9 protein-coding genes are annotated in these 12024 nt (G+C 41.4%); 4 read left to right on the top strand and 5 right to left on the bottom strand.

The genetic code is table 11. The features are described from left to right. Nucleotides 1-207 precede the first annotated feature (207 nt). Nucleotides 208-681 (top strand): hypothetical protein, encoded by a 474-nt coding sequence (locus tag HYU97_01910; protein ID MBI2335500.1) that lies wholly within the window; start codon nt 208-210, stop codon nt 679-681. Between the two features lie 43 nt (nt 682-724). On the opposite strand, the gene HYU97_01905 is transcribed toward HYU97_01910, so the two are convergent. From HYU97_01905 to nadA, 3 genes are all read right to left on the bottom strand, one after another. After that, the gene (locus HYU97_01905) at nt 725-1150 is read right to left on the bottom strand and encodes a DUF86 domain-containing protein (protein ID MBI2335499.1); all 426 of its coding nucleotides are present in this window, start codon (nt 1148-1150) and stop codon (nt 725-727) included. Next, nucleotides 1143-1547, bottom strand: a complete 405-nt coding sequence (locus HYU97_01900) for a nucleotidyltransferase domain-containing protein (GenBank protein ID MBI2335498.1) — start codon at nt 1545-1547, stop codon at nt 1143-1145. The genes HYU97_01905 and HYU97_01900 overlap by 8 nt, the downstream gene beginning before the upstream one ends. A 538-nt stretch (nt 1548-2085) precedes the next feature. Further along, nucleotides 2086-3003: a quinolinate synthase NadA gene (nadA, locus tag HYU97_01895; protein ID MBI2335497.1), complete on the bottom strand. Its 918-nt coding sequence runs from the start codon at nt 3001-3003 to the stop codon at nt 2086-2088. A 65-nt stretch (nt 3004-3068) separates the two neighbouring features. On the opposite strand from nadA, the gene HYU97_01890 reads away from it, so the two are divergent. The 3 genes from HYU97_01890 to HYU97_01880 all read left to right on the top strand — a co-directional run bounded on the left by HYU97_01890 (nt 3069) and on the right by HYU97_01880 (nt 7954). Beyond that, entirely contained in the window at nt 3069-3992 is a 924-nt protein-coding gene (locus HYU97_01890; protein MBI2335496.1) for a GDP-mannose 4,6-dehydratase, read from the top strand. Between the two features lie 78 nt (nt 3993-4070). After that, nucleotides 4071-6191, top strand: a complete 2121-nt coding sequence (locus HYU97_01885) for a hypothetical protein (protein ID MBI2335495.1) — start codon at nt 4071-4073, stop codon at nt 6189-6191. Continuing rightward, nucleotides 6188-7954, top strand: a complete 1767-nt coding sequence (locus HYU97_01880) for a hypothetical protein (protein MBI2335494.1) — start codon at nt 6188-6190, stop codon at nt 7952-7954. Before HYU97_01885 ends, HYU97_01880 begins: the two co-directional genes overlap by 4 nt. Nucleotides 7955-8175: 221 nt before the next feature. Here HYU97_01880 and HYU97_01875 read toward each other — a convergent pair whose 3' ends face one another. Together HYU97_01875 and HYU97_01870 are read right to left on the bottom strand one after the other, a co-directional pair. Continuing rightward, nucleotides 8176-9117 carry a bifunctional riboflavin kinase/FAD synthetase gene (locus HYU97_01875; GenBank protein MBI2335493.1) on the bottom strand — a complete coding sequence of 314 codons (942 nt, stop codon included), beginning with the start codon at nt 9115-9117 and terminating at the stop codon, nt 8176-8178. A 14-nt stretch (nt 9118-9131) separates the two neighbouring features. Continuing rightward, a complete protein-coding gene (locus HYU97_01870) occupies nt 9132-11909 on the bottom strand; it encodes a PDZ domain-containing protein (protein ID MBI2335492.1) in 2778 nt (925 codons plus the stop codon). Nucleotides 11910-12024 lie beyond the last annotated feature (115 nt).

Here is a 12024-nt window from a genome sequence, read left to right as displayed (position 1 = left end):
TTGTGCCTCAATCTTCCCCTGCCAATGCCGCTCCCTCGCCTCACGCTTATTGATGTCTGCCATTCATCACCTCCTGGTTATGGCAGATCTTTTATATCATTTCCTTACCGCTTGTAAGATGGACTTGCTTGATCGCTTACAATTGATAAGGATATACACAATGTAGAAACCCTTAAAGGGGTATATCAAAAACTTGCTAATGAGTCCTTGAGTGCAGCTCGGGATTCTGCATCATCGGGGGATATTGATTCAGTAGACCAATATTTATCGGACTATGCAAAGTATGCTGAGAAAGCTCAATTACCTATGCTGGATGATGAAAAGGTTGCTGGCATTCGTGAACAAGCCGGTCGTATTAGGGCACTATTGAAAGATCCAACTAATAGGCAAATTATTATTGAGCGACTTATAACATATGTAAACGACATGCTACAAAGTCCCGATCGGTACGAATTTCGTTCAACATTTCTTGCGTGCAATTTTGCTAATTCTTTCTTTCAAATAGATGTTTACGAGAAGTCGAACGGAGATCGGGTTTTGAGTTTTCAGACAGAAGGTGATACCCCTAACCGATGGATAGCGAGCCTCTCCGGAGAACTCCATTTTGATTTATCGACCGAGGGAGACACTGCCCTATTAACAGCGGCACTCAAAAAATTTCTGGAGATTAAATCCCAATAGCTCAAAACAAGGGTTGATTTTAGAATCACGGTTCAAAGGGACTTTATTGTTGATTTAAATGAAAATACTTTAAAATGATTGTATAGAATTCTTCGAGATCTTTTAAATTATTTTTCAAAATTGATTTTAAAATTTCAGGATCGATAGCTGAGTAGTCGTGAACAGCAATATTTCGGAAACCAACCATGTGTTGCAATTTTTCGGAAAGAGCTGGTTCGATAATCTTGTTTTGTTCTAAAATCTTAAAATTTTCTTTCAATTCACTCGGCAAGCCAAGCCCTTCATCGGCAATAACATGAGCTGCTAAATCAATGGTTGTTTGAACAGCTCGTTGTAAATTTAATACAAAAATATCTTGAACATCCATATCATCTAAAGATTTTGGGCCATTTTTTGTTTTGGTATGAATGCGTTTAAGGCAATTCTGGATTTGTTTAATTTTTTCAAATACAACGTCTTGGTTAACCATAAACTCTACCTTTAAGAATAGCCTTTTCGATGGGGGCGCGGATGCGTTTGAGATCTTCATATTCGACTAAGGATCTTGAGGCAAATTCAGTTAAATAACTTGGCTTTTGATTAAGGAGAAGTGTGCCTTGAGTAAAAATTTGATGTTTTAAGATGGGGTTGGCTTTGTTTAAATTGATTAAGTCAACCGGAGTTTGTAACTGAGTTGATAAGGCTTCTTTTTGATCCATGAATTGATCGAAGGTGGGGAGTTGATGGGGGTCAAAAAACACTGCCAGATCAATATCGCTATTCAAAGTAGATTGGTCCTTTGCTTGAGAGCCAAAAAGAACAACGGCTAGAGCACCGGGCAATTTTTTAAAAAAGTTGGTGATTTCGTTTTTTATAGATACATCCATAATGGCAGGGTCTTAAAAATCATATGAAAAGTCAATCAGTTTAGTGAGTCAACGAATTTGCAGTTATATAAAAAGAGAACGGGGGTATCCTTGTTGGAAAACGTGCACCGCGATCCCTAGTCGAACTAAAAAATTTTTTGTTTTTAATTGAGTTAGAGTATTCCTTCGTCATCCTCTAACTCAAAAAAACAATAAAATTTTTAAGTCCTCCTACGGGCTCGCTCCTTGCACAATGTTTTCCAACAAGGATACCCCCGTTCTCTTTTTATATAACTGCAAATATTTGAAGAAATATAAAAAGTCTTCTTGAAGGGCCGCAAGGGGGCAGCTTGAGAACCTGTAGCACGGGAGTGAAGACGTAGGAGGTCAAAAAAATCCTATTATTTTTTTGAATTAGAGGACGACAGAGGAGTACTCTAATTCAACCAAAAATAAAGGATTTTTTTGGCCGAGTAGGCTTCACGGGTGCGGGTTCTCAAGCTGCCCCCTTGCGGCCCTTCAAGAAGACTTTTTAGGTGCTGCGATTTGTAGTGAAGAGTTAAGAGAGTTCGAGCATTTTTTTGAGGGGAAGGTAGGCTTGGAGGCGCAAGCTTTCTTCGATGATGATTTCGGGGGTTTCGTTTTTCATGCAGGCGAGTAGCTTTTCTAAGGTGTTGAGCCGCATGTAGGGGCATTCGTTGCACGAGCAGCCCGATTGGTTGGGGCCTTCTACAAAAACTTTTTGAGGAGAGGCCTTCTTCATTTGATGAATAATCCCTGATTCGGTCAAAACAATGAAGGTGGAGTGTTTATCTTCTTTTGTAAATTGCAATAATTTGCTGGTTGACCCAATAAAATCAGCGTGGGCCAGAATATTTTCTTCGCATTCTGGGTGGGCAATGACCAGGGCTTCGGGATAGTCTAGCTTTAATTCTAACAATTTTTTTAAATTAAATGTTTCATGAACAATGCACACCCCTTGCCACAACACCATTTCGCGGCCAGTTTTCTTGACCAAATAATTTCCCAGATGGCGGTCTGGGCCAAATAAAACCGTGCGATCTTTGGGGATAGAACGAATAATTTTTTCGGCATTACTGCTGGTGACAATCACATCGCTTAAGGCCTTAATTTCAACGTTCGAATTGATATACATGGCAACATAAGGGTTGTTGAGTTTGGATTTGAAATATTGAAACGGTGCGGGCTGGCAGCTATCGGCCAAGGAACAGCCAGCGTCTAAATCGGGCAGCAAAACTTTTTTATGGGGGTTTAAAATCTTAGCGGTTTCAGCCATGAACTTTACACCACAAAACACAATCGTGGCTTGGTTATTTTTTTCACAATATTGGGCCAAAGCCAACGAGTCCCCTACAAAATCCGCCAATTCTTGGATAGCGGGTTCTTGATAATAGTGGGCGACTATGGTGGCGTTAAGCCGCTTTTTTTCTTTTAATATTTGCTCAATAACGTCCATTGTGTTTTAGCTTAACTCTGTGAAACAGACTTAGTCAATTGCTGTCATATTGAGGAGTGAAGTGCATGCGCGTTTTAATCACCGGTGGGGCGGGGTTCATTGGTAGCCATACTCAAGACCGTTGTTTAGAGTTGGGTTACGAAGTGGCCATTTTAGATAATCTTTTTAGCGGCAAAAAAGAAAATATTAATCCAAATTCAAAATTTTACCATCTTGATATTCGGGCCAGTGAAGTTGAAGCGGTCTTTCAAGAGTTTTGCCCTGAAATCATGATCCATATGGCAGCCCAGATGGATGTGCGTAAATCCGTGGCCGACCCTCGTTTTGATTGTGAGGTCAATGGGTTGGGTACCCTCAATTTACTGCAAAATTGCGTGAAAGCCGGTACCCAAAAGGTCATCTTTGCTTCAACGGGTGGGGCTCTTTATGGCGAACAACAAGAGTTCCCAGCCACTGAAACTCACCCCACGTACCCTGAGTCTCCCTATGGCATCACAAAATTGTTAGGCGAAAAATACCTCTATTTTTATTATAAAAATTATCAGCTCCCTTATGTTTGCTTAAGATTGAGCAATGTTTATGGGCCCAGGCAAAACCCCCATGGCGAGGCCGGGGTGGTGGCTATTTTTTGTGCTAAACTACTGGCCGGTGACCCGGTGACCATCTTTGGTGATGGCTTGCAAACCCGTGACTTTGTTTTTGTGGGGGATGTGGTCAATGCAGCCCAATTGGCTATGCAGGGCACAAAAGTAGGGGAATATAATGTCAGCACTGCGCAAGAAACCTCGGTTAAAGGCCTTTGGCAAGCATTGCAGCGTTTATTGCCAGAAGCGCTCAAACCCCATTATGCCCCAGCCCGCCCTGGGGAGCAGCAACGCAGTGTTATTTCTTATCAAAAGGTCAAAAAAGACTTGGGGTGGGAACCCCAAGTAAACCTAAACGAAGGTTTAGCCAAAACCCTTGAATATTTTAAATTTTTAGCAACTTAAAATCATCCCATACGATTTTAAAAGAAACCCTGGGGATCTTAATATTTATTAGAAAACACAATTTGGGGGGCTAGCTTAATGGCCGACGGCGACGATGGTATCCGCTATTTGCATTTTCGCTTTGATCAAGGCGATTTGCAAAAATGCCTACAACCACCACTTAATCCAACAAAGCCAAACGGCAAGAAGGCAGACCCTTGTTTGCTCAATGGCACTTATTACTCAGCTAGTAGGGACCTGGCTAAACTCTATGTAGAACTTCCTCTTTCTGCTAAACGTGCGCCGGGGGGAGTATTTGAATTTACTCTCCAACCTTATCCTGGTGAGAAAACCCTTGTTGCCCTTTGGGATGATCGAGTGGTGCAAGGTTTAAACCAATCCATGCGGGCCGTTATCTCTTTGCAAAATCAGATTTCTATTCAAGCCGACAGTAGTGTTTTTGAAGACCAATGGCCTAAACTCAATGAAATTATTACCGACTATACCGTATGGGGGCCAGAGTCAGGGCAATATCATTTGGGTAAGGAATTATTAAAAAAGATGGTGGTCGATTTAGTGCAAAAAATCACCTTTGGGGTTGAAGGAGAAATGAGGTTATCTTTAGAGCTTTCGGGCATTATTGATAGTGTCTTAAACTTAAGTCTTAAATATGAAGATGTTGATTCAATTGAGGTTGGTTTAGAGAATCCCCTCAAAATTTATTTAACTGAGGATCAGCGAGCCCGTTTAGCAAAAATCAAGGCTTTGGCGGTATTGGTTTATCTTTTTACAGAAAAGTTTAATTTTGTTTTTAAATATGCCAACGCAAAAAGTATCCCGGCAGAGTTGCGATCGGTCCGAAGTCAACTGGTGAAGGTCTTGGAGAATGTAGCAGCGAAGATCTTATTTGAAGAGTGGGTGCCCAACGAATCTTCGCCCGAAGATGGCAAAGCCTATTTTACCAACGAACAAACAGATTTAAGTTTGGTTTTAAACGAGGTCATCATCACAGCTGCCAGCATTTATGCCAAAGACTTAAGCGTCCGTGAAGGGAAGGGGGATGGGGTAGAAGAATTTTTTACTTCTTTATCAGAGGTGGCAGGCATTTTTAAAGATATCGTGCGTAAGGGGCCGAATAGTGCTCATTTATGGCAAAAGATTCCCGATTCTATTGCCGGTCGTTTAAGACTCATCCAGAGGGCAGGTAGTTTAGAAAAACATTTTTTAGAAGCTAAGCAGGCCAATCTATCCCATTTATTAGTTCAATCAAAACAAGCCGACTTTTCTGGCCAAGAGGCCTTTGTTGCCACCATCGAGCGGCTTTACACAACTTCGCCCATCGGGCGTACGGTGGTAACAATTTTCTTTAAGCACACAAAATTTACCTCAGCAGGTGAATTGGCCGAAGAAGGGGCTGATGGAGAGGCCATTCTCGAAGATTTAAAACGATTGGATGAAAAAATAGAAGGGATTACCGATAAACTTTCCAAGGCTGATTTACAAGACTACCTTAAAATTAATTTTCCTAAAAGTGCCTGGGAGGCGATTCAAGATAAAAATTTAAATGAGGCCCAACTAAGGGAATATATACGCGGGCAATTTTTTAAAGTGCTCGATCAATTAAGTAATGTATTTCTTAATGCCCGGTTACGCGATGTGCCTTGCTTATTGTCTTTTTCGAAGGGTAAACTGCAATATGTTTATAATCTCCAATATTCTTATAATCTTCACCACCATGCTGCTTCCAGGCGAGACATGGGTTTCGTGGTGCAATGGATCAATGAAAATCTTTTAGAGTTTAATAGCACACCCTCGACCCCCAACCCCTTTCGCCCTTGGGTGCAATTTACTCCAGCAGTCATTACGATTTTAGGTGGGGTTGCTACTGGCGTCGTTTGTGGTTTGAAGGGAAGGTCTCATGGCTGTTACGCGTCGGCTACGGTTACAGCAGCAGGGCTTGGTGTGTCGACCGGCGAGTTCATTAATTACTACGGGAACCCTCAATATAATTGGGATGAAGATCGCTGGTTTTGGCCCACTCTCTTAGGGGGTATTGCTGCGGGCACCACGGCAGGGATTTTGTGGGGTGCCGTTGGAGTAGAAGAAGAGGCAACAGGAGTTTTGCCTGCGGATAATGGCACTCGCAATTGGGAAGGTGTATTTGGCCCACTTAGCCTCCCTAAAGTTAGAACCTATTTTCAATTTGGGAGTTCCTTTTGAATAGTGATTTCCAAATTATTGATATTGATTTATTGTCAGATGGTTGTCTCAAAGAGAACGGTTCTCCTAAAGACAAGACTTGTGAGTTGTCGGTTACGGTGGCTGATGTTTCTCAAAATCCCATTCAATCGGTTGAAACCGTTGGTGTGACCATCAATGGAAAGTCACCTGGAGAGAAGTGGAATGCTACCATAAACAGTTCTTCTTATACCTTTGAATATCAGCCCTTGTTAGATTATTTAAAGGCTCAAAAGACTTTTCGCGAACATCCTCTTTTACAAAAATACAAAAACGATAATTATTTTGATTTTATTGCCGATCAAATCAGCTTAGGGATCATTGGCAATAAGGTTCTGCAAAGCATGGGGCGTGACAATGCTGTATATTCTTTTACTGAGAGAGTGCAAAGATTTATTCATAGCGCGCTCACAATTCCCATTCCATCCGATTATTTTTCGACTGAAGGTCGAACTTTAGAAGGTGTGCAGGCCAAGAATTTTGATTATTTTCATACTTTACTTCAGGCATTACATCACTTTCGTATAGGTTTTAACGCCCATTTTCGAAGATTTGTTCAAGATGAAACAACTCCAGCAGGTGTTGCATTAAAGAAGTTACCACCCGAAGATGGTTCACCCTTTGATAAAATGATTCAGGCCTTAACCCCTGAACAAAAAGAACAATTCAGCCAGGTATTAACCCAACTTTTCATAACGGTGTTCTTTGATCCCGCTCTTCAAAACCTCGAACCCGATGCGAAATATAAACTTTTATGGAGCAAGCTTTTAACCCCCGAACTTACTCGTTTTGCCCAAACCTATCAGCAGATCTTTGCTAATGACATCAAACAAGGGCATTTCCCTAATTTTTATCAGTTACTAGGGGCCGCTGTTTTCCAAATGATGCTGGTTGAAAATCAGAGCAATGCCAGCGGGCTTGCCGGTACAGTTCTTCTTAATGTGAATAATTGGGGTATTCATGATTTGATTCAATTACCCAACGAGCAAGCTGCTCTTAAGGGTTTGCGAAATATGATTACTTTTAGTTATTTTCATGACGACTCCGATGGTACGAAAATAGTTGATGAGCTTTTTATACATCTTAAGGTGGAATATGTGCAAGGGCATCCCAATTTAATTGTTAACTTTGAAGATCTCATTTCTAAAGTCAGAGGCCCGCAGTGGACGCTTTTAAATTTAGCTGCCAAGCGCAAGAGGATGCAAGCTATTCAGCGGGCCGTGAATGTATTGTTTAATCCAAAAGAGAATGATGTAGTTATTTTTGATCGCAATACTTTTGTCCCTTTTGATAAGGCTTGGATTAAGCCAAAGGGAATGACAGGCTTAAGTGAGCTCAAGCTTGAAATGCAAAGCGCTTGGCAAGAAATTAAAGCAGAAGAAGAGAAGGTGACCCGAGATCCTTATTTTTACCTCATGCTGGGTGAGGTGGCAGCTACCATTGGGTTGGGAGCGGCAGCAGGGGTTGAGTGGGATGATCCTGAAACGCGTGATTGGCTTTTAATTGGCGCTTCTACTACAGCCGGGGCTGCTTTGGGTGATGGGATTTGTCGTTTAGCCGGGGCTAAAGAGGGATGGCAAAAGTTAATGTGTCATATAGGGGGTGCTGCTGTTGGGAATTTAGCCGCAGGGCTTGGCACTCAACGCTATCTCATGACTTTTGATTTTAATGGTGCGGGTAAACAATTCAAAGATGACACTCCCCCTGAGGGTCAGCGCAATTGGTCGCATGAATTTGGACCTTGATGAATGGATGTTATTGCGAGCGTCTGTGAAGCAATGACATCGGTCGGTCAGGCAGGCAGAAGAGATTGCGGAATTTATCCTGAGGCTCGCCGAAGGACCCCCAAGGGGTTCGCAATGACAGATTCGTCAAGGCCTAGTCCTTCGACAGCTTAATTTTTATCTTACAATAGCGCTCAGGACTAGTGCTGAGCGTTTAATTATTTTTCTCAAAGAGAAAATAATTAAATTGTCGAAGCACTAGCTTTTAAATTTATTCTTTTAGCTAATCTAATATCTTCGGCAATTTGTGTTTTGAGCGCTTCAATCGATTCAAATTTTCGTTCTTCTCGGATTTGGCTTAAAAAGTATAAACGTATTTTTTCTCCATAAATATCTTTTTTGAAATTCAAAATATAAGTTTCGATTGAAAGTGGATTTTTACCAAAGGTGGGGTTTAAACCCACATTAGTGACGGAAGGGTAAAGACGATTTTTAAATCGCACTTTTGTAGCATAAACTCCGGTGGTTGGAATTAAGGTGTTTTGAGGGGCAAGATTAGCTGTGGGAATCCCCAATTTTTTCCCCCGCGCCTTTCCCCTAATGATAGTCCCGTCCATATAATAATAACGCCCCAATAAATTTTTGGCTTTTTCAACTTGCCCCGTTTCAACAAGGTGGCGAATTTGCGAAGAACTCACTAGCGTTTCACCCTTTAAATAAGCATGCATGATGAAACATTTTATGTTGTGAGCTTTGCAAAGTTCTTGCAACAGTTCTACATTACCCACGCGATGCCGACCAAAAGTAAAATCATAACCCGCTACCACTGCGGCAGCATGCAGGTTTTTTACAATGACATGGTTAAACCAGGTTTCGGGAGTTTGATGGGCAAATTTAAGATTAAAAGGTTCAATAACTAAATAGGGGATTTTTAGGTCATGGATAGCCTCAATTTTTTGCTCAAGGGTCATGATCATGTTGGGGGCAGATGCCCTGGCTAGGGCAAGGGCAGGGTGGGGGTAAAAGGTATAAATAATTGTTTTGAGTCTTAAGAGTTTGGCTTTAGTTTTTGCCCATTGAAACATTTTTTGGTGGGCAAGATGAACCCCATCAAAATTACCTAATACCACGATGGTTTTGATAGATTTTTTAGGGAATTTTTTTGAACCAGAGATGATTTTCATAATACAGAATTAAACTAATGCCTAAGCACGTAAAAACTTTCCTTCGTCGAAAAGTCTTGATGGTCGGTGGCAACGACAGTAACCAAATGATTTTTATCCTTAGCAAGTTCAATGTCGGTGTTAAAATTTTGACTTTTTCCACCAACCTTAGGGTCTTTAAAATATTTTAGGTAAACTTTTTCTTCACCCAAATAAACCGAAATTTCTTTGATGCTCATGTCATCTTGGGCTTTACCCTTGAGGGTGAGTTTCTTTTTGTCAGTTCTGGGCGCTAGGGCATTTAAATCTAAATTTAAAGTTGGAGGTTGTAGTTTAGTACCCATGGGTAGCTCGAAAGAAGCTTTATTGATCTGGAAAATCAAGGTGCGGCCAAGAGTTTCTAATAACTTGTTATCGCTTACCACAAATTCAAGTTTGAGTTGATCTTTGGGGTAATCTTTGGCTACCTGAAATCTTAAGAGAGCTTCTTTGGATTGGTCCACATCGAGTCGACCCAATTTGTCACGGCCTTTGATCAAAAAAATCTTTTCGCCTTCGGTATTTTTTAAATTTGAAGAAGTTTCGAGGCTAGGCCCACTGCCTTGATTATAAACCTGAAATTTTAAAGTGATGATTTCTCCGGGGTCAATATTTTTGTCGCCATTGCCACGTGAATCTAGCGTGCCGTCGTCGATCAATTGATAACTAAAAGCAAAACGTGGTTGAGGGAGGGCTTGTAGGGGGACCACAATTTCAAAGGGTTCAGGGGCCTTTTGATTATCTTCGGTGAACTTAAAAGTGATAATATCTTCCCGATTTAACATGGCCTCGGGCATTTTAATTTTAACAGTCCAACTTTTTTCTTCATTAGGTTTTAAATTGCCAAATACAAATTCTTTACCTTTAAAAAGGTAATTTTCAGACTCTGTTTTGGCAATGAGGTGATAAAATTGACCATCACCCACATTTTTTATTTTTAATTCTAAGTAGGATTCGGTTCCGGCTGGCATGGCAGTGAGAGGGTTGTGTTGGCTATCATAAATTTGATAACTGACATTAGCCCTGGGGTTACCCGCTACCGTGCCTTCGCTCCAATCAATGCCTATTTTGGCTAATTGTTCGCCAATCTTACTTTCTTCAGTTTGGGCAAGCTTTTCGATTAAGGGTTTAGAGGCTTCGATGAGGGCAGGGCGTTCAACCTGATTTGCTTGTAAAATAATTTGTTGGGCTAGAATAACCGGAAAATCTTTTTCAAGGTTGACATTATCAGAGTATTCTTCGGCTTCGTCATCTTCTAATTCAGGGTCGGGCGGGTTTTCTATAAAATGAGTGATGGTGTAGGTTGATTTGTTGTTTTTGTTATGGGTAGAACTAAGATGTTTTTCTAAATCTTTTTCTTTAAAGCCTTCTTCGGGCAACATTTTGATTTTTTCGGGAGTTGCATAAGCAGGAGTGAGTAAAATATCGGGGATAATCCCTACCGATTGAATAGACTCATTACCGGGCGTGAGGTACTGGGCAATCGTGAGTTTGAGCGCACTCCCATCTTTAAGGGTATAAACCGATTGCACGCTACCTTTGCCAAAGGTGGTTTCACCCAAAATGATCGCTCGGTCATTATTTTTAAGAGCCCCAGCAACAATTTCTGAAGCCGAGGCACTTTTTTGATTCACCAACACCACCATGGGATAGGGGGGTTCGGTGCCAAAGGCCCTGGCTTCATCAACTTCTTTAATTTTATCATCAGCACCCACGGTTAAAACAATCGTGCCCCGTTCTAAAAATAAATCAGAGATGTGAATGGCTTGATTGAGCAAGCCACCGGGGTTATTGCGCAGATCAAGAATCACGCCTTTAAAATTTTTGGCACTGGCTCTTAGATTTTTTAGTTTGTTTTTAACTTCGGCCTTGGTTTCTTCTTGAAAATTTTTAATTTTAATATAAGCCACCTGCCCTAGGGCATCATCTAATAGCTTAGCCTGGACGCTGACAATTTTTATTACCGCCCGGGTTAGTTGTACTGTCATGGGTTCTGGGTTAGGGTCACGGACAACTGTCAAAGATACTTTGGTACCTATTTTGCCACGCATGAGTTCAACCGCTTCATTGAGTGACATGTTGACGGTGGCTTGATCACCAATCTTAATAATTTTATCTTTAGGTTTTAGCCCGGCTGTCCAGGCGGGGGTGTCAGGTAATGGTGCGATGATCATGAGATCACCATCACGCATGCCAATGACAATACCCAAACCACCAAATTCACCTTCGGTTTGAGTTTTAAATTCGCTAAAAAATTTAGGTGTTAAGAGGGTAGAATGGGGATCGAGGTTTTCGAGTGCACCATTAATAGCGGCGTATTCTAGGTTGCGCAGTTCTACTTCTCCTGTGTAATGATCTTCAATAAAGACAAAGGCCTTTTGTATAACCGGAATGATATCCATGAGATTTTTTAACAAGGGGATATGAAGTCCTTTTTCTTGGTCAGCCACCTGAATCGTAAAATGCGACCCTTCTTCAGGAAAGCGCACCAAAATCTCCGAAGCCGACTTTCCTAGGGCCAGCATGGCAGCCCGCAACATTTGGCGGGGATTGATGTTGGATTTATCGTAATAATACTTATTAACCAGTTCAAGCGTTTGGCTAAAGGTCTCGGCTCGAGAAAAATCAGAGGGTTCCTTATGACGTTCAAGACTGTCCCAGGTAAGCCACGAGGGGGCATATTCAGGGAACTGGATTAGAAAAAAAGCAGTACCGCTTACCAGTACAACTAAAACCGCAATCAAACTCATTAATTTTTTTGAGAATTTAATCATCAATGGCTCATTCCAGGTTAAAATCACTCGCTGCACTTTAATGGATCAGCGCGGTCTTTGGCAAGTAACTTAAACGAAGCTGAAAATATCGTGTCATTCTGAACCCAGCAGGGTG

This window comes from Deltaproteobacteria bacterium (assembly GCA_016183235.1).
GTDB lineage: Bacteria > UBA10199 > UBA10199 > DSSB01 > JACPFA01 > JACPFA01.
The sequence above is the reverse complement of the archived record's forward strand: the minus strand, read 5'-3'. Positions and strand labels throughout refer to the sequence as shown.

What these genes read in the sequence shown, in the direction of transcription:
- HYU97_01905 (MBI2335499.1), bottom strand. Translation starts at nt 1,150, where the DNA reads ATGGTTAACCAAGACGTTGTATTTGAAAAAATTAAACAAATCCAGAAT.
- HYU97_01900 (MBI2335498.1), bottom strand. Translation starts at nt 1,547, where the DNA reads ATGGATGTATCTATAAAAAACGAAATCACCAACTTTTTTAAAAAATTG.
- nadA (MBI2335497.1), bottom strand. Translation starts at nt 3,003, where the DNA reads ATGGACGTTATTGAGCAAATATTAAAAGAAAAAAAGCGGCTTAACGCC.
- HYU97_01890 (MBI2335496.1), top strand. Translation starts at nt 3,069, where the DNA reads ATGCGCGTTTTAATCACCGGTGGGGCGGGGTTCATTGGTAGCCATACT.
- HYU97_01885 (MBI2335495.1), top strand. Translation starts at nt 4,071, where the DNA reads ATGGCCGACGGCGACGATGGTATCCGCTATTTGCATTTTCGCTTTGAT.
- HYU97_01875 (MBI2335493.1), bottom strand. Translation starts at nt 9,117, where the DNA reads ATGAAAATCATCTCTGGTTCAAAAAAATTCCCTAAAAAATCTATCAAA.
- HYU97_01870 (MBI2335492.1), bottom strand. Translation starts at nt 11,909, where the DNA reads ATGATTAAATTCTCAAAAAAATTAATGAGTTTGATTGCGGTTTTAGTT.